This is a genomic window from Mycobacterium sp. SMC-2, assembly GCF_025263485.1.
In the GTDB taxonomy this organism is placed as follows: Bacteria; Actinomycetota; Actinomycetes; order Mycobacteriales; family Mycobacteriaceae; genus Mycobacterium.
Genome location: NZ_CP079863.1, coordinates 3,471,551 through 3,488,178 on the forward strand (window position 1 = coordinate 3,471,551; position 16,628 = coordinate 3,488,178).

17 protein-coding genes are annotated in these 16,628 nt (G+C 66.6%); 5 read left to right on the top strand and 12 right to left on the bottom strand.

Features of this window, described 5'->3' with window-relative positions:
* The 3 genes from KXD96_RS16180 to KXD96_RS16190 all read right to left on the bottom strand — a co-directional run bounded on the left by KXD96_RS16180 (position 1) and on the right by KXD96_RS16190 (position 3,869).
* Positions 1-1,365, bottom strand: coding sequence for an HNH endonuclease signature motif containing protein (locus KXD96_RS16180; RefSeq protein ID WP_260737347.1), 1,365 nt, complete (start codon positions 1,363-1,365; stop codon positions 1-3).
* A gap of 94 nt (positions 1,366-1,459) precedes the next feature.
* A complete protein-coding gene (locus KXD96_RS16185; protein ID WP_260737350.1) occupies positions 1,460-2,620 on the bottom strand; it encodes a DUF1214 domain-containing protein in 1,161 nt (386 codons plus the stop codon).
* Positions 2,610-3,869: a sulfotransferase gene (locus KXD96_RS16190; protein ID WP_260737351.1), complete on the bottom strand. Its 1,260-nt coding sequence runs from the start codon at positions 3,867-3,869 to the stop codon at positions 2,610-2,612. Before KXD96_RS16190 ends, KXD96_RS16185 begins: the two co-directional genes overlap by 11 nt.
* A gap of 26 nt (positions 3,870-3,895) precedes the next feature.
* Here KXD96_RS16190 and KXD96_RS16195 point away from each other — a divergent pair, with 26 nt between their 5' ends.
* A complete protein-coding gene (locus KXD96_RS16195; RefSeq protein WP_260737353.1) occupies positions 3,896-4,582 on the top strand; it encodes a TetR/AcrR family transcriptional regulator in 687 nt (228 codons plus the stop codon).
* A gap of 24 nt (positions 4,583-4,606) precedes the next feature.
* Here the strand turns inward: KXD96_RS16195 and KXD96_RS16200 are convergent, their stop codons facing one another.
* From KXD96_RS16200 to KXD96_RS16225, 6 genes are read right to left on the bottom strand one after another with little or no spacing between them, the layout of a single operon-like run.
* The gene (locus tag KXD96_RS16200; RefSeq protein ID WP_260737355.1) at positions 4,607-5,722 is read right to left on the bottom strand and encodes a Xaa-Pro peptidase family protein; all 1,116 of its coding nucleotides are present in this window, start codon (positions 5,720-5,722) and stop codon (positions 4,607-4,609) included.
* The gene (locus KXD96_RS16205) at positions 5,712-6,947 is read right to left on the bottom strand and encodes a Xaa-Pro peptidase family protein (RefSeq protein ID WP_260737357.1); all 1,236 of its coding nucleotides are present in this window, start codon (positions 6,945-6,947) and stop codon (positions 5,712-5,714) included. The genes KXD96_RS16200 and KXD96_RS16205 overlap by 11 nt, the downstream gene beginning before the upstream one ends.
* A complete protein-coding gene (locus KXD96_RS16210) occupies positions 6,944-8,137 on the bottom strand; it encodes an amidohydrolase family protein (RefSeq protein WP_396876768.1) in 1,194 nt (397 codons plus the stop codon). The genes KXD96_RS16205 and KXD96_RS16210 overlap by 4 nt, the downstream gene beginning before the upstream one ends.
* A gap of 3 nt (positions 8,138-8,140) precedes the next feature.
* Positions 8,141-9,088, bottom strand: coding sequence for an SDR family oxidoreductase (locus KXD96_RS16215; protein WP_260737359.1), 948 nt, complete (start codon positions 9,086-9,088; stop codon positions 8,141-8,143).
* Entirely contained in the window at positions 9,082-10,305 is a 1,224-nt protein-coding gene (locus tag KXD96_RS16220) for a cytochrome P450 (protein WP_260737362.1), read from the bottom strand. Before KXD96_RS16220 ends, KXD96_RS16215 begins: the two co-directional genes overlap by 7 nt.
* A gap of 38 nt (positions 10,306-10,343) precedes the next feature.
* Positions 10,344-11,021, bottom strand: a complete 678-nt coding sequence (locus KXD96_RS16225; RefSeq protein ID WP_260737363.1) for a TetR/AcrR family transcriptional regulator — start codon at positions 11,019-11,021, stop codon at positions 10,344-10,346.
* Positions 11,022-11,168: 147 nt separating this feature from the next.
* Here KXD96_RS16225 and KXD96_RS16230 point away from each other — a divergent pair, with 147 nt between their 5' ends.
* On the top strand, positions 11,169-11,645 hold the full coding sequence (locus KXD96_RS16230) for a nitroreductase family deazaflavin-dependent oxidoreductase (RefSeq protein ID WP_260737366.1): 477 nt from the start codon (positions 11,169-11,171) through the stop codon (positions 11,643-11,645).
* Positions 11,646-11,659: 14 nt separating this feature from the next.
* Here KXD96_RS16230 and KXD96_RS16235 read toward each other — a convergent pair whose 3' ends face one another.
* The 3 genes from KXD96_RS16235 to KXD96_RS16245 all read right to left on the bottom strand — a co-directional run bounded on the left by KXD96_RS16235 (position 11,660) and on the right by KXD96_RS16245 (position 13,738).
* On the bottom strand, positions 11,660-12,154 hold the full coding sequence (locus KXD96_RS16235) for a DUF2231 domain-containing protein (protein WP_260737369.1): 495 nt from the start codon (positions 12,152-12,154) through the stop codon (positions 11,660-11,662).
* Between the two features lie 33 nt (positions 12,155-12,187).
* Positions 12,188-12,811 carry a hypothetical protein gene (locus tag KXD96_RS16240; protein ID WP_260737372.1) on the bottom strand — a complete coding sequence of 208 codons (624 nt, stop codon included), beginning with the start codon at positions 12,809-12,811 and terminating at the stop codon, positions 12,188-12,190.
* 117 nt (positions 12,812-12,928) lie between these two features.
* The gene (locus tag KXD96_RS16245) at positions 12,929-13,738 is read right to left on the bottom strand and encodes a SigB/SigF/SigG family RNA polymerase sigma factor (RefSeq protein ID WP_260737375.1); all 810 of its coding nucleotides are present in this window, start codon (positions 13,736-13,738) and stop codon (positions 12,929-12,931) included.
* Between the two features lie 636 nt (positions 13,739-14,374).
* Between KXD96_RS16245 and KXD96_RS16250 the strand changes: the two genes are divergently transcribed.
* The 3 genes from KXD96_RS16250 to KXD96_RS16260 all read left to right on the top strand — a co-directional run bounded on the left by KXD96_RS16250 (position 14,375) and on the right by KXD96_RS16260 (position 16,628).
* Complete coding sequence (locus KXD96_RS16250) at positions 14,375-15,274, top strand: SDR family NAD(P)-dependent oxidoreductase (RefSeq protein ID WP_260737378.1); 900 nt, start codon at positions 14,375-14,377, stop codon at positions 15,272-15,274.
* Between the two features lie 188 nt (positions 15,275-15,462).
* Positions 15,463-16,248, top strand: coding sequence for a heavy metal-binding domain-containing protein (locus KXD96_RS16255; RefSeq protein WP_260745408.1), 786 nt, complete (start codon positions 15,463-15,465; stop codon positions 16,246-16,248).
* Complete coding sequence (locus tag KXD96_RS16260; protein ID WP_260737380.1) at positions 16,248-16,628, top strand: DUF5073 family protein; 381 nt, start codon at positions 16,248-16,250, stop codon at positions 16,626-16,628. The genes KXD96_RS16255 and KXD96_RS16260 overlap by 1 nt, the downstream gene beginning before the upstream one ends.

Consider the following 16,628-nt stretch of genomic DNA (forward strand, 5'->3'; position numbering starts at 1 on the left):
CTAGGGCTCATCGTCGTCATCCCCATCTCGGAGCAGCTTTTCCGGGTGATGAAAATTGTTGGTGCGGGGTTGGCCGCGTTCTAAGTGTGGAGGTGGTATCCATTCGGTGTCGCCCTTGGCGTTCTTGCGGGTGCTCCAGCTGCCAGGTTGGAGCATGTGGTGGTGGGGTCCGCAGGCGAAGGTGAGGCCGTCGACATCGGTGCGGCGGCACTTGGCCCAATCGGTGACGTGGTGGACCTCCGAGTAGTAGCCCGGCACGGTGCAGCCGGGCGCCGAGCACCCACGGTCCTTGGCGTACAGCACGATTCGCTGTCCGGGGGAGGCCAGCCGCTTGGTGTGATACAACGCCAGCGCCTTGCCCTTGTCGAAGATCGCCAAATAGTGGCGCGCGTGGCGAGCCAACCGGATGACGTCGCTCATCGGCAGCATGGTGCCGCCGCCGGTCAGACCCCGTCCGGCGGCGACCTCCAGCTCCTGCAGCGTGGTGGTGACCACTATGGAGGCCGGTAACCCGTTGTGCTGACCCAGCTTTCCCGACGCCAGCAGAGCACGATTCGCCGCCAGAAGCGCATCGTGGTTGCGCTGGGCCGCGGAGCGGGCATCGCGGTCGATCGCCTCTTGGCTCGGTGCGCCGTCCACGCAGGGGGTGTCGTCGAGCGGGTTGCACATGCCCGGCGCGGCCAGCTTGGCCAACACCGCCTCCACGGTGGCGCGGGCCTCGGGGGTCAGCACACCGCGCAACTCGGACATACCATCGGGTCCCTGCTTGCCCAGCGTGAGGCCACGCCGGCGGGCGCGGTCCTCGTCGGTGTAGGTGCCGTCGGGGTTGAGGCAGTCGGAGATGTGATCGGCCAGCTCGGCCAATTGTTCGGGGCGATACTGCGTTCCGTGAGTGGCCAGGTCCGCTTCGACGGCCTGGCGGGTGGTGAAGTCCACCCAGCCGGGCAGGTGATGGAAAAATTTGCGGATCACCGCCACCTGCCCGCCGCCCAGTGTGCCCTCGCGCTGGGCGGCCGCGGTCGCCGGCAAGACCGGCTCTAGTGGCTCACCGGTCAGTCCCCGCCGCGGCCCCAGGTCGGCCGCCTCCTTGACGCGCCGCGACGCTTCGGTGCGACTGATCAGCGTCGTGTCGGCGATCGCCTGCGACAGCGTACCGCCCAGCTCTTCGGGGGTGGCCTGGCGGGCCAGGTTGTTGATCAGTGGATGTTCGATGGCCGGGAGTTGCCGGCGCACCTTCTCGCACCGCACCAACATCGCCAGCTGCTCGCGGGTGGTCGAGGCGTCGCAGTCATTGCCGATCAGTTCTTTGACCGCAGCGTCGATGGTGTCGAAAGCCGCCGACACCGCCTCGGGATCTACACTCACACCCCGAAACTATCGACACCCACCGACAAAAAAGTCGACTCAGAGGCCACTGAAACTAAAGTGATGCAAGTTATTTCAGCCTGTCCGCCACCACCTAGAGGGCGTTCCGCTCCGCAAAGTGGCGAGTCCGCGCCTCGACGGCGCGACGTCGTCCCTCGGCGCTGATCCGCTGTCCCGGTCCGAAGTACTCGCCCAGCTGATCCACTCGGATGACGGTCAGTGTCGGTGTTGCCGGCTGCTGCGGTGTGCTTGCGCGCCAAGTCACCACGCCGTTGCGATAACCGCGGGCGTCAAGCCAGTTGTGTACGCCGAAGTCCTCGCTCGACAGCAAGACCCGCACCCGTCCGTCGTCAACTTGAGATTGGGCGAGGTTGAGACTGGTTTGGCGGGTTTCGAAATCGATCATCTCACTCCACCGATTGGTCAAGCAGATTCCGACGTACGGCGAACCGGGTGGGATCTCGTAGTCGATCACGAGCGCCTCGCCGTCCTCCAGCGCCCAAGATATGGGGACGAACCAGGCGCCAGCCATCGCTGACGGAGGTTGGAGCGGGGGGATGGCGAAGTTCTTGGGCAGGGCGCCGAATACCCGTGCCGGAATATCCTTGACCCACATAGTGAATAGCTCGCGGGACGCCACGAGGTGCGCATCGAAGGCCGCGATCGCCTGCGTCAGCGAATCCGGCTTGACCGGGTCGCCCGGGTTCAAGCATTCGATACGAATCGCACCCTTGGCCTCGTTGTCCCAGTCGCCGAAGGTTTGGTAACAACAGAACGAGTCGGCTTCCGCCGGGAGCGGGAACCAGTTCGTGTCGCCCATCTTCTGGCGGCTGAAGAAGATCTCAAACGAACCGTCGTCACCGACGACGAGTTCTTCGGAGAGCACCTTCACCGCCTGGGCTTGATCGTCCTTACCGGCATAGACGCCGAAGGTCGTCTGCGCAGCAGAACCCAGTTTCCCGTGAACGCGGTAGTCGTGCCCGTCATCGATGCGCGCGGTCAGATACAGCGTGTCGGGGTTGGAGTGGCCCCAATTCCACGGTGCGTATTGGCCGTTGATGAGATTCGGCCGGGCGGGATCGCTGCGCAGTTGCAGGCCCATGTATTGGATGTGGCCGACGAGGCGTCCCAGCAGGGCTGCCGCGGCACCCTCGTCGAGGTCGCCTTCGGCCAGGGCGATCTCGAGCAGCTCGTCGTGAAGATCTCGAAAGCGCCGCCAGGCCGCACGCAGGAGGTGCTGTGAGTCATCGGTCACGGCGGTCCTCGATTCCGTAGAAGTCGCGGTAGAACTGCAATTGCGGCCACAGCTCGGCGACGTCGAGCCCGTAGTCGGCAGCGTCGTAGACGTTGGGCTTACGCCTCGCCATGCCGCGCTCATCCATGAACCGGCTCATCTTGCGGTGGGCTTCATCGGTGAGTTCGATGCCGTAGAACTCGTAGATCTCTTGCACGCACGACATGGGGTCGCGCACCATCCGGTCCATCGGAAAGTCGATGAACCGCTTCGACTCCCGCGCGTACTGCCGACGCAGCTCGACATTTCGCGTCAGCATCCTCCCGGTGCGCCAGCGCATGTAGCGGCCATGGTCGTGCCAATCGACGTCGTCTTCGACCATGCCGAAAACCGTCCCGGCCAGCTTGCAGCTGGAGGCGACGATCTCTGTGGGTTCGCGGTAGGTGGTGACGAAGCGCGCATCGGGAAAGACCGCCAGGATCTTGTCGAGGTTCTCCATGTGCGGCGGTGTCTTCAGCAGCCAACTCTCCGTGGGGCGTAAGCCACCGCTCTGCATGTACTGCAACAGCAGCTTCTGCTCCTGGTAGACCCACGTGAGGTCCTGCCCGGTCAACCAGCGGTCGTAGCCCTGGCAGTTGAACATGACGTGGAAAGTCGCGCTGTGGAAGGCATAGGCATGCAGCAGTGCACACTCCTGCGCCTCCCACGCGCCGATCGGATGCGCGGCGTCGAGATCGGGGGCCAGCGACAGGGTGCGGCGGATCTGCTTGTCACTGCGCTTGATCCGCGGATCAGTACGCATGGCGGCCGGATCCAGCGGCGGATGGAGTTCATCGCATTCCCAGGTGATCGGGTAGCGGAAGCGGTCGTCCTGGCTCAACAAGTGATGGGTGATTGTGGTGCCCGTGCGTGGTGCGCCGACGAGGAAGATCGGCTTCGCGATCACCTCGTCACGAATCTCGGGGTGCTGGCGCAGGTGCTCGGTAAACAGCAACCGCTGGCGCAACAGGTTGGTGATGTGCGACGTGGCCAGTATCCGCCCGAAACCGTTGAGGCGGTCCTCGCTTTCGAGCGATTCGATCAGACGGTCGAGGCCATGTTCGAAGCGTGGATCACCGAAGTCGGTCAGACCTCCGGCGCGGCGCGTGGCCCGAGCCATTAGTGCGTGCTTGCGCAGGGGCAGCGGATGGGCACCCAGCCGGCGGGCGGCCCGGTAACCGCCATTCAGGACCCGGAAAGGCAGTGGCCTGGGCGGTGATTCGATGGCCATGGTGGGGGAGCGCCTCCTGGGCCCGCGTGCTTGCCTACCAGCCGTGCTTGCCTACCAGCTTTGTCGACCGGCGCGCAAAACATTACGATCTGAACGTAATGGAGTCAACAAGCGGGGCCGAACAGCAGGAACGAAGCGGTGGCGCGCGATCACAAGGGCGCCCGCGGGACGCCCGCATCGACGAAGCGGTGCTGGCCGCGACCGTCGAACTGCTGGAAGAAATCGGCTACACGCGGCTCACGATCCCGTTGGTCGCAGCGCGCGCCGGTGCAACCCCGCCTGCGGTCTATCGACGGTTTCCGAACAGGGTCGAATTGGTCTATGAGGCGGTGTTTCCGACGCCTCCGAGTGCTGAGCTCCTCTTGACCGGCGATCCGGCGGACGTTGTCCGCACGTTGCTACGAGCGTCGATCGATCTGTTCAGCCGACCGGCGGTGCACACCGCGTTATCGGGCCTCATGGCCGAATTGCCCTCAGAGCCAGGCCTGTCGGCACGCCTGCTCAGCCGCCTTCAGGGCAGCACGTACCTCTTGCTGCAGCGGTACCTCGACGAGGCCGCCGCCGACGGGCGCGCTGCCGACGGCGTCGACGCCCGCGTATTGGTCGATATGATCGGTGGCACGGTGGTGATGGCGCTGGCCAACGAACGAGTCCTCGATGACGCCTGGGTCGAGCAGAACACAGCCCTGATCGCCAACGGGCTGGCCCGATGAACTGCGTAAGTCCGGTTCAGGGCATCAGTGTCCGTCATGCCAGCACGGGCTTTTGGTCAGCACGTCGGCGCCATTCTCGGTGATGTGAACCGTATCCCGGCGGAACGCCGCGCCGACACCCTCCTGCCACACATAGCCGGTGATCGCCAACATCATGCCGGCCTCCAGCACGTCGTGTTCGCCGGCGGCCAGCAAGGTTTCGGACACCACCGGTGGATCGAAGCCCAGCCCCAACCCGTGCGCGATGGGCATCGGCGGTATCGGCTCGCCGGCCGCCTCGTAGGCTCCGAGGAGATCGGAGGTGGGCGCGCCGGGGCGACAGGCCGCAAGCATCTTGTCGTACAACGCATCTGAGCGGCCGAATAGGCTACCGGCAGCATCGCCCGCCGGCCACGTCCGGCCCACTTCCGCGACATAGCCGTTCGCCAGGGCCCCGGCGGCGAACGCGACCAGGTCACCCGGCCGCACCTCGTCGGAACCGGCACGGCGCCACGGGTGTTCCTTCGACGTCACCCAGGCGGCGTCCTGGGTGGCCGGCGTGCTCACCCCGCCCGCGGCCATGGCCTCCATCATCGCCCCGGCCAGCGTCCGCTCCGACACCCCCGGCGCGAATTCGGCCAGGGCGGAGGCGAGTCCGCGTTCGGCGACCCGAAGCGCCGTGCCCATCGCCGCGATTTCGTCGGGCGTCTTGACACGCCGCGCTGCGCGCATCGCGGGCTCCGCGTCGACGAGTTCGGCATTCGGGAACGCCTCGGGCAACAATGCGGCGAAAGTCGGTGTGATCGCGTCGGTTCCGACCCGCCGCGCCGAGTCGGCGCCGTCGACCTTCTTGAGCACGTCGATGAGCGTCATCGGGTTCCAGGCCAGTCCGTAGAGGTGGTCGTGTCCGATCTCCTCGGGAACGCCCTCGTCGTCCGTGCTGTTCAGGTAGATGTCCCCGGAGGCGCGCACCACCACGCACATCGGGCCGAACGGACGCGTCCCGGCTATCCAGAGCTGCGGGGTGCCGGTGACATACCGAATGTTGGCCTGCCGCCCGAGCACCAGGATGTCGAGTCCGTGTGCGTCCATCTGGGCCAGCGCCCGTTCCCGACGACCCGTCCGCAATGCGGCGGGGTCGGGCAGAACCTCAGTCGCCATAGGGGGAATAGGGGTAGTCGGTGATCGGCAAGTAGCCGTCTTCGGTGATCACCACGATCTCCTCACTGCGATAACCGCCTGTGCCGTCCTCCCACACCACCGGTTCCAGAACCAGAACCATTCCGGGCGGGAAGACGAAGTTGTCGTCGAACTCTTCGCCGAGATCCGTTCCGATCATCGGCGCTTCTGCGGGGTAGGTACCGATACCGTGACCCAGATAGAAGTGCGGCAACCACGGCTTGCGGCCGCCATTGGCGGCGATCGCCGCACGCGCCAGGTCACCGGACGTGACACCGGCTTTCGTCACCGCGAGCACCGCATCCAGGATGGCCCGCCATTGCCGGAACTGGTCCTGCTGGCGCAGCGTCGGCTGGGCCCCGACAACCCAGGTCCGCCCGAAGTCCGAGCAGTACCCGGCGTAGGTGATGCTGATATCGGTCCAGAGCACATCGCCGGCGGCCAGTTCACGGTCGGTGGTGAGCAGCGGCAGCGCCAGATCGCCGTGCGTCGTCCACACTCCGGCTTCCCGTGAAGTCGGCATCACCTGCCAGATGGCCTCCAGCATGTTGGTGGTGGCGCCGAGCTCGAACGCGCGACGCACCAGCGTGGCCGAGAGGTCGATCTGCCGCACTCCCGGCGCCAGGCCCCGCTGCACGTCCACCATCGCCTCTTCGGTGATGCGCGCAGCCCGGCGAAGGCAGGACAGCTCATCGCGGGTCTTGACCAGTTGCGCGTCGGCGAGCACGAGCGCCGCATCCGTCGGCTCCCCGGCGGGGAACAGCTTGTGACCGGCCCTGCGCATCGCACCCGTCAGTTCGTCGACGGCGATGTTCGCGCCCCGCGGGGCCAGCGCGGCGAGCTCACGCGCGAATTGCTCGACACCATGGTCGAATTCGAGGTAGACCGGCCCGTGCAGATGATCGTCGGGCACCGGTGACTCCGCCGACGCTCCACCGCGGAACGGCATGAACAGGTGCGGATGTTCGTCGTCGGCGAGCACCACCGCGACCGGACGTTCCACGTGCGAGAGGCCCGCATCCAGAAGTGGCCAGCTGGCGCCCGTCGCGTACCCGACGTAACCGTTCATCAGCAAAATCAGTGCGTCGACGCCGCGCTCGGCCATCGCGGACCGCAGCCGCGCCCCGGTCTCTGAACGCATGCGCGCCCAATCCGGTTCGTCCGGTATCTCGATGACGGAGCCGCCCGTAGTGAGTGAATCGGTCATTTTTTAAGACCCAGGAAGTTTCTGATGTTTCCGCTGACGACGCGGACCGCGTCCTCGGGACCGACGGCGTCGACCACCGCGGCCAGCGACCGCTCCGAATAGCCGTAGGTGCTCTCGTTGTGCGGGTAGTCCGACGACCACATCACCTTGTCGATTCCTATCTCGTCGACCTGGGCGAGGCCGAGGCCGTCCACCATGAACGAGGCGCACATGTGGGTGTCCCAGTAATGGCGGACGTCGTGTTCCGGCTGGTGCGCGAGCATGTGCCGATACGAGGCCAACACGTGCTCGGCGTCCTGCAAAGCCGGTGGGACCCAGGCGATCCCGCCCTCGAACCAGCCGATCCGCAGCCGGGGATGTCGATCCAGGATGCCGCCGAAGATGTACTTGGAGAACATCTCCCGAAACGAGTCGATGTTCACCATCATCGCGATCGCGACGCTGTTGACCTCGCTGGGCACCTTGGGCTGGCTCTCCCCGATGTGGTGGGTGACGGGCAGCCCGGCGTCCTCGATCTCGTCCCATACCGCGCTCATCGCGGCGCCGGAGAAGTCGATGGCGCGGTCGTTATCGTCGTTGCCGGGGTTGATCGGCATCAGGAACGTCCTGAGCCCCAACGCTTTCAGCTCGGTCAGCGTACGCCGGGCTCCGCGCGGATCCCACCAGTTGATCAAGCCGACGCCATAACAGTGGCCGTTGGAGCCTTCCTGCACCGCGGCGATGTGTTCGTTGTAGATACGGAAGATGCGCTCCCGCAGGTCCTTGTCCGGATAGTGGAAGAGCGCCAACACCGCGTTGGGGAACACCAACTCTTTGTCGACGCCGTCTTCGGCGAGCTCCCGCACGCGGGCGTCGATGTTGTTGCTGACCGCGCCGGCCAGGTCGTCGTACTGCATGAGCACGGCGCTGAAATCGCCGACCACGATCGATTGCCCCGGCCGGCCGAGCAGGTAGGCGCCGTCCTCGTACCAGATTCTCGGCGCGTAGTCCTTCAGGTCGTCGGGAAAGCGCTCGTAGAAGATGTCGTCGGCGACCGAGATGTGGTTGTCGGCGGAGAACACCTCGGTCCCGGGCGGCAGGCCGGTGTTGAATTCCGAAGCGTGACCGCGGCGGTACTTGGGCGCACCGATCACACCCGCGGGGTACGGGGTGCGAGCTCGAGGTGGCATCATCGTCCCTTTCTTGCGCATCTTTCACCCCTCCCCGTCCGGATACGTGACGCCGGTGAGCTGTTCGGAGAGCCGCCACAGCCGGCGCATGTCGGGCTCGCTGCGCGCTGAGCAGGGAACCCTGGCGAAAGTGACCCCGCCCCTGACGGTTTCATAAAACCCGCGCGGCCCGTAGTACTTGGCGCCCTGCGCGTCCGGTGACACCGCGGCATACAGCGTCGGCTTGATGCCTTCGTCGATGTCGAGCCACATGAAGGGCAGCACCCGCCACGTCAGCCGGGTGAGCCGCGCCTGCAGCGTGGGCCGGGCGCGGCCATAGGAGGCCCCGCTCAGCAGGTTGGTCTTGGTCAAGCCGGGATGGGCGGCGTTGGACATCAGTCCCCAACCGCCCAGGCGACTGCGTCGATCCAATTCGACGGCGAACATCAGCTGCGCCAGCTTGGCCACCCCGTAGGAGCGCATCGGTTGGTAGCCGTGCCGCGCGTTGGGATCGTCGAAGGTGAGATTGCGCTGCGTCGCGGCCAGGCTGCTGACCGTCACCACCCGCGCGGACGACAGCAGGGGCAGCAGGTGCCAGGTCAGCGCGAAGTGCCCCAAATGATTGGTGCCGAACTGCAATTCGAAGCCGTCGTGGGTCTCGAGTCGTTGCGGTGGTGTCATGACGCCCGCGTTGTTGATCAAGATGTCAATGGGCCGGCCCTGTGCGACCAGCTCTTCACCCAGCGCCGCCACGCTTTTCAGCGACGCGAGGTCCAGCTGTTTGATGGTCAGCTTGGCCGCGGGCACGTGACGGCGGATCGCGGCGACCGCCGCTTCGCCCTTGGCGCGGTCACGGATCGCCATCACCACGTCGGCGCCGGCGGCGGACAACCGCTTGGCCAAACCGAATCCCAGGCCGCTGTTGGCCCCGGTCACGACGGCGAAGCTGCCACGCAGGCCCGGTACCGCCAGCTCCAGGTCGGGCTTCACCATGTCACTGGCAGCTCGTAGAGGCCGTAGGCCAGCGCGTCATGTTTGAATGGCAGGTCTTCCAGCGGCACCGCGAGCCGGAGGGTGGGGACGCGGCGCAGCAAGGTGGGGAGAACGATCTGCAGTTCCATCCGGGCCAGCTGCTGCCCGACGCACTGGTGGCGGCCGTAGCCGAAGCCGACATGCGGGCCGTCCTCGCGGCGCAGATCGAGCCGGTCCGGAACGGGGAATTGCCGGCTATCCCAGTTCGCCGGCGCGACGTCAAGGATGATGCCCTCGCCGGCGCGGATCGTCTCGCCGCCCACCTCGATGTCCTCGACGGCGATGCGGCGCTGCCCGGTCTGGATGATGCTCAGGTAGCGCATCAATTCCTCGACAGCGACCGCGATCACCTTCGGATCGTCGCTATCGCGCATCAGCGCCAGCTGGTCGGGATGGTCGAGCAATGCCGCGATGCTCAGGCTGATCATGTTGGCGGTGGTCTCGTGGCCGGCGATGAGCACACCGGTGGCCAGCTGCGCGGCCTCGCGCACGCTGAGCTCTTCGGCGTTGACCCGCTCGGCCAGGTCGGACACCAAATCCTCCGACGGGCTTTGCATTTTGCCGCGCACCAGGTTGGCAAGGTACTTCGCCAGCGACGCGGCGCCCTGCGCGGTGTCCTCCTCGGTGGCGTAACGTCCCATACCCCGCTGGGCCTGGGTCTGGAAGAAATCCGCGTCCTCGTAGGGCACGCCCAGCAATTGGCTGATCACCAAGGAGGGCACGGGCAGCGCCAGCGTGCTGACGATGTCGCCCGGCTTGGGGCCGGCCAGCAACGCGTCGATGTGGTCGTCGGTGATCTGCTGCACCGCCGGCCGCAGCGCCTCAACTCGCTTGAAGGTGAACGGTTTTGACAGCATCCGACGGAACCGGGTGTGTTCTTCGGCGTCGGAGGTGAACACCGAACGTGGGCGCTTGTGCACCGTCGCCAGCATTCCCTCGTTCCAATGCGGATATCCCGGCAGCCGGTCGTCGACGCTGGCGCGCGAGTCGGCGAACAACGCCCGGATCGCCTCGTAGCCGTGGATCAGCCACGGTGTGCTGTCGTCCCAGATGCGGACCCGGCTCAGCTGCTTGTCGGCGTTGAGCTCCAACACCTTCGGGGGCGGGGCGAAGGGGCAGCCCGGCGCCCGCGACATCGGGAACTCCGGAATGTCGGTGGCGGTCGATACGTCGGTCATCGTTCTCCTCGCTCGGGCCGTTCTCGTTTTCGTCTGTACTAGCCGCTTGCCGCGCCCACGTGGACCGGTGCGCGCCACAGGCCCACGATCGCGTCGATCAGGCCTTCGCCGGCAACCGGCCACGCCGAACGCGAACGCGGTCCGTCCTCGGCCAATGCGCTTTCGTGCTCGGCGCAGGTGTGCATGAGCAGGTTGCGCACCATGACCATCCGTTCCGAACGCACCCGCCTGGGCAGGTCGGGAAGGCACCGGTTGATGCCGTCGATGGTCCGCACCAGCAGCGGCGACGCGAGCGCGTCTTTGGTGACGACGTGTCGGTACGCGGGATCGGCCATGGCCTGGGCGGCGAACCGGGCATACCAGCTGGGCGTGCCGAGCGCGTGCAGGTGATCGGTGAGTGGCCGCACCATCGCGCCCACCCAGTCGCGCAGGTCCGTGGAATCGTCGATTGCGGTCAGCATCTGTGCCCGCAGCTCCTCGATCGGCTCCCGATGCTTGCTCTCGATCGCCCGCAGCAGGTCGGTTCGCGTCCCGAAGTGGTAGCAGGCCGCGGCGTTGTTGCCCTGCCCGGCCGCCTCGCTGATCTGCCGGTTGGACACGGCGTACATGCCGCGCTCGGCGAACAACACTTCCGCGGCCGACAGGATCGCCTCCCGGGTCCCTGTCGACCTGTCGGAGCGGGCGATCCGCTCGGCGGTCATCGCCTCAGTGAACACGGGTGCCACGATTAAATCAAGCAATTTATTTAACGGGTACGGCGCGTGTCGCGTTGTGGTGGACGCCCACGCCGGAATCCCTGGCCGTCAAGGTGATTTCATCGTTCCGACGCCCACGCCGGGCTGCCCCCGCAATACAGTCTTCGTATGAATCCGCTGCAGCGGGTGGCCCGCAATCCGGCGGCCTACCGCCGGCTCGTCCTGGACAGCCGGCCGGTCGCGGAACGCCTTGAGGCGCTGCTGCGGTTCGCGACGAGCGGGCGGTTCGGCGTTCTCGACCTCGCGGGCCTGCCGAACGTGCGGATCACCACCTCAGGACGCAAAACGGGTCTCGCCCGTAGCGCGACGGTGCAGTATGTGCCCGTCGGCAACGGGCTGTTGCTGGTCGGCTCCAACTGGGGTCGCGATCGCCACCCGTCGTGGTCGGCGAATCTGAAAGCCACGCAGCGGGTTACCGTCCGCAGGCGCGGATATCGCTTCGTCGCGTCGGTGCGGTTGCTCAGCGGCGCGGAGCGCGACGAAGCATGGTCGACGGTGGTGGCGCACTGGCCGAATTACCAGGTGGCCCAAGACCGTGCGGGTCGGCGCCAATTCCGGTTGTTTCTGCTGACGCCAGCCACATAGGCTTCGCGCCTACCCTAGCCCGGGTGGTTGGAGTGTTCCAGGTGGGCGATTTCGCCACCCCAAACCGATTGGGCCCCAGCGTCGCCCACGCGGTATATCTGGACCGTCGATGAGATGGCGACGGCGAGCACCAGTATCGCGATAGTCGCCCGGACGGCCACGCGGCTCTTGTCCGAGCGGCGTTCGATCACGCGCATCACCACGAGCGCCAGCGCGGCCGCCAGCAGCGCGGCGGAAAAGTATGGCATGGTGCTGCCCCGGGAGGCGTGCTCCTGCAGGATCGGACTGGGTTTGGCCCTCAGGTCGTAAAGCCACGCCCCGGCGTTTGCCGTGATCGGCGTCAACACCATGGTGGCGACAGCCGACATCACGGCGAGCCACAACAGTGCGCCCCGACGCGCCGTGGGCCAAAACACGCACACGATCTCCAGCAGGGCGGTCAGCGGTACGAGCACCACAACGAAGTGCAGCAGCAGGGCATGGGCGGGCATGCCATTGATGACGGTCATCGGACCCCTCGGTGGTGTGCGGTCAGCTCGCGCTCAGCCGCCGAGCCCCTTCTTGATGGCCGCGGCTTGTTTCTGGGCCACGTCGTTGACGAAATCGGCGGGAGCCAGCGTGTCGGGCGGCCCGTCGAACTGCAGCGTGACGAAGGCCCTGCCCTCGGTGAACAGCAGGATGGTCACGCCCTTGCTCTTGTCCGGGGAGTTGCCCGTCAACGTCGTTCCGCCCGCCCCGACGTTGGCAGCTTGCGTAGTCGGGTTCTTGATCACGTCACCCTGCGCGCCCTTGGCCGCGTTCAACGCGTCCGTGGCGGCGCCGGGGTCGGCGAACACCTGAATCGTGTCCTTGATGACGTGACTGCCGTCTTCGTCCTTGAACGTCGTCGCGACGCCCGGTTGGCCGTTCGGGTTACCCGTCGGCGGGGCAGCCGTGAACGGTACGGGCGCGTTGATGTCGCTCGCCTGGATCAACAGGCCGGTGTACTCGCTCGCCTGCCCGGCCGTCGACGAGGCCGGTGCCGAGCTGTGCGCGCTGGTGGCCGAGCTCGACGACCCCGGCTTGGACGTCGGTGACGCCGGATTCTTGCCGCCGCACCCCGCTACGCCCAGCGCCAGCGCCGTCATCGCCGCGACGCCCGCGGCCACCGTCCGTGAAGTCCACATCGCTTTGAGCCCCCTTCCAGGCTGCCTCAGGCACCGCAGTCGAGTTGTTTCCCGATCGCACAGTACATTGCGGCGGGTTGCGGGCGTGGCGCCGAAGGCCCGGGGGCGATGAAGGGCTTATTCCAGTTGGTCGCGCAGGCAGCGCAGGGTGCTCGCCAGGATGCGCGAGACCTGCATCTGCGACACCCCGATGCGCTCGGCGATCTGGCTCTGCGTCATCGATTCGAAGAACCGCATCCGCAGGACCTCCTGTTCGCGCGCGGGAAGTGCGGCAACGAGGACGCGCAGCGTTTCCCGGTTGGTGATGTGCTCGATCTGCGGATCGATGTCGCCAACCGAGTCGGCGACCAGTCGGGGCGTGCCCGAGCCGTCCGTGCCCATGGGTGCGTCCAACGAATCCAGCCGATAGGCATCGCCCGCCACAAGGCACTCGACGATTTCCTCGCGGGGAACTTCCAGCACCTGCGACAGCTCGCCCGCGGTGGGCGCACGCCCCAGCTTCTGAGCCAGGTCGCCGGTCGTCCTGCTGATCTGTACGTGGAGTTCACGCAACCGCCGTGGTACCCGCATGCCCCAGCTGTAGTCGCGGAAGTACCGCCGGACCTCGCCCATCATGGTCGGGACCGCGAAGCCGATGAAGCTGGGCCCCTTGTCGGGGTCGAACCGATTGATGGCGTTCATCAGCCCCACGCGCGCCACCTGGATGAGGTCGTCGAGACCCTCGCCGCGGCGCGCGAAATGGCTGGCCACATGGTCGGCCAGCGGCAGGCATCGGGCCACGATTTGCTCGCGTTGGCGGCTGTATTCATGCGATTCGGCCGGCATTTGGCGCAACGCCACGAACATTTCGACGACATCGTCGTAGGAATCGTCGGCTTTGGTGTCCCGGCACGGGGCCGGACGGAGGGGGGTAATTACATCGGTCATTGGCGCACGCGCCCTGTCTTGGCGCGGCCGGTCCTGAAAACTGGGACATTCGAATGGGTTTGCATGCTGACTCACTCCTCTGAGTCGTGTGCAGCGAGACATGGCAGCTATGCGCGTAGTCGCCTCACTGCACCTGTATCCGCAGGACTGGTCGGTTATCCAACACGCACGGGCTACCGATGGGAGATGACTCGGGTGTCGATCGCCGGAGCCATAATCAAGCTCAGTAGCCGTGCGGCTGACTGGCCGCTTTGAGCTAAACGGCGACATGTCCAGAACGGACTTCATTCGTGACTATACGCCTCATCCCATCCGCCCGCGATCGCTTACCCGATCTCTGTCCCGACTCTTACGGAACCGTTGTCCGCTCCGTAACGAGGGCCGCGGCTGGTGGCCCGCCCACCTCAGCGCGATCAACCGGCCCGAGCTGGACCGTCGGCGTCTTGTGGGGGTCAATCCGCTGCTCAACCCCAAAATCGCGCACCTGCGCCGGGTCCGCCTGCCGGCAAAGTGACGACTGCGGTTCTCATTTCTGGGCCGGCTGGGTACTGTTCGCCTGGTGTTCGTGACAGTTCTTGCGCGGCGTGCCCCCGATCCGTTTCCATTGCCGTTAGGGCACAACGCATTACGGCGCCCATGACGGTGAACATCGAGGGACGGCTGCTGGATGGGCGCGGGGTGGTGGTGGCCGGCGGCAGCCGTGGGATCGGGCGCGCGGTCACCGAACTGCTCTGCGGCCTCGGCGCCGGCGTGGTCGTCAACGGGCGCGACGAGCACGCGGTCGAGGAGACCGTCGCCGCCGTCACGGCGTCGGGAGGGCACGCCACCGCGGTCGTCGGACCTGCGGACGAGGAGGACGTCGCCGGTGCGCTGGCCGCCGACTGTGTGCGCACGTACGGGCGGCTGGACGCCCTGATCAACTGCGCCGGGATCGCCGAGCCGCCCGGATCCTCGATTTTGAACATCTCGCCGGAAGACTTCGACCGCCTGATCGGCGCCCACCTCGGCACGGCGTTCCACACGTGCCGGGCGGCCGCTCGCGTCATGGCCGCCCAGGGGCACGGGGCCATCGTCAACACCAGCTCAGTGGCATTCCTGGGCGACTACGGCGGCACCGGCTACCCCGCGGGCAAGGGCGCGGTCAACGCCCTGACCATGGCCATCGCCGCCGAACTGAAGGCCCACGGCGTCCGGGCCAACGTGGTGTGTCCCGGCGCCCGGACACGGCTGTCCACGGGCGCCGAGTACGAACAACACATCGAGGACCTGCATCGCCGCGGCTTGCTGGACGAAATGACCATGCGGGCCTCACTGGACAGCCCCCCACCGGAGTTCGTCGCCCCGCTCTACGCCTATCTCGTGAGCGACCTGGCCCAGGCCATCACGGGCCAGATCTTCGTTGCCGCAGGCGGATTCGTCGGCAGCTTCGATCGGCCAACCCCGCGGCTGCTGGGCTACCGCGACCACCATGAGGCCCCACCCTGGTCCGTCGAGGATTTGCACACGATGATCGGCGCCGCGCAGGCCGCACACTGAGCGGCCCGGATGCCCGCGCGACAGCAAATCGATCCGGGCGCGCCGCGGCCGCGCCGAAGCGAGCGGGACCTGCGCTGGAGGACCGCCGTCATTTCGCCACCGGTCCGCCGGAAACTCGCACGTTGTGGGTATGCGCGGCGGCCCAACCGCATACGCTGTGCTGCGAACCGTAGGAGGGTGTCTTGACGATGCAACCGAACCCGCTCGACCCAGTTGCCAGCGAACGGCTGTCGCACGCGGGCAAAGTGTTCACTTCCGACCTGTCGATCAACGAATTCGCCTTGCTGCATGGGGCCGGGTTCGAGCCGATCGAACTCGTGATGGGAGTCTCGGTCTACCACGTCGGTTATCAGTTCACCGGGATCCGGCAGCAGTCCGAGCTTCCGGTGCTGACGGACGCGACCTACCGGGCGCGCTGGAATGCGATGTCGCGGATGCAGGCGGAGGCCGATTCGCTGGGCGCGGACGGCGTGGTGGGCGTCCGCCTCGAATGGCGTCATCAGGGCGAGGGCGAGCATCTGGAGTTCATCGCGGTCGGAACCGCGGTGCGATACACGGACAAGCCCGGCGCCTATCGGCGGCCCAACGGGCAAGCGTTCACCAGCCACCTGTCCGGGCAGGATCTGTCGACACTCCTACGGTCGGGCTTCGCCCCGGTGGCGTTCGTGATGGGCAACTGTGTCTTTCACATTGCCGTACAAGGCTTTCTGCGCACGCTCGGCCAGGTGGGCCGCAACGCCGAGATGCCCCAATGGACGCAGGGCAGCTACCAGGCTCGCGAACTGGCGATGTCACGCATGCAGAGTGAAGCCGAGCGCGACGGCGGAACCGGTGTCGTCGGTGTGCATTTCGCCATCTCGAACTACGCGTGGGGACATCACACCGTCGAGTTCTATGTGGCCGGGACCGCCGTGCGCCGCGCGGGCGAGGCGCAGACCCTGACACCGTCGTTCGTCCTGCCCATGAGCGATTGATGACGGGCCTCGATCATCAGCGGGTCGGACACGTCATCGGATCCGCCCTCGCCGGTCCCGGGGGAGTCGGCCTGGTGCTGCGGGTCTTTTGCGGGGTTCCGGGTGTGGTTCTCGTTCCGGCGCGGCGGGGCTTCTTCCGGTCGCAGCCGGAGCGGGTGCAGATCGGCGACTGGCGGTATGAGGCCACCCCCGACGGCCGCCTGAGCGCCGCCCACCTGGTGAACGGCATCGTCCTGGCCCAGGAGGTCCTCCCCGCCGGCGCCGTCGGACCGCACATGGCTCGCGCACTCGATCAGCTGGTGGCCGGTTACGGGCCGACGATCGTCCCCAACATCGATGCGGCCCTCGAGGTGCTCGAGGCCGGCGCCGGGTCGCGCTGA

Bases quoted from the DNA above. Each gene is read 5' to 3' on its own strand.
- KXD96_RS16190 (WP_260737351.1), bottom strand. From the start codon at position 3,869: ATGGCCATCGAATCACCGCCCAGGCCACTGCCTTTCCGGGTCCTGAAT.
- KXD96_RS16210 (WP_396876768.1), bottom strand. From the start codon at position 8,137: ATGCGCAAGAAAGGGACGATGATGCCACCTCGAGCTCGCACCCCGTAC.
- KXD96_RS16250 (WP_260737378.1), top strand. From the start codon at position 14,375: ATGACGGTGAACATCGAGGGACGGCTGCTGGATGGGCGCGGGGTGGTG.
- KXD96_RS16215 (WP_260737359.1), bottom strand. From the start codon at position 9,088: ATGGTGAAGCCCGACCTGGAGCTGGCGGTACCGGGCCTGCGTGGCAGC.
- KXD96_RS16255 (WP_260745408.1), top strand. From the start codon at position 15,463: ATGCAACCGAACCCGCTCGACCCAGTTGCCAGCGAACGGCTGTCGCAC.
- KXD96_RS16205 (WP_260737357.1), bottom strand. From the start codon at position 6,947: ATGACCGATTCACTCACTACGGGCGGCTCCGTCATCGAGATACCGGAC.
- KXD96_RS16230 (WP_260737366.1), top strand. From the start codon at position 11,169: ATGAATCCGCTGCAGCGGGTGGCCCGCAATCCGGCGGCCTACCGCCGG.
- KXD96_RS16235 (WP_260737369.1), bottom strand. From the start codon at position 12,154: ATGACCGTCATCAATGGCATGCCCGCCCATGCCCTGCTGCTGCACTTC.
- KXD96_RS16260 (WP_260737380.1), top strand. From the start codon at position 16,248: ATGACGGGCCTCGATCATCAGCGGGTCGGACACGTCATCGGATCCGCC.
- KXD96_RS16220 (WP_260737362.1), bottom strand. From the start codon at position 10,305: ATGACCGACGTATCGACCGCCACCGACATTCCGGAGTTCCCGATGTCG.
- KXD96_RS16245 (WP_260737375.1), bottom strand. From the start codon at position 13,738: ATGACCGATGTAATTACCCCCCTCCGTCCGGCCCCGTGCCGGGACACC.
- KXD96_RS16240 (WP_260737372.1), bottom strand. From the start codon at position 12,811: ATGTGGACTTCACGGACGGTGGCCGCGGGCGTCGCGGCGATGACGGCG.
- KXD96_RS16200 (WP_260737355.1), bottom strand. From the start codon at position 5,722: ATGGCGACTGAGGTTCTGCCCGACCCCGCCGCATTGCGGACGGGTCGT.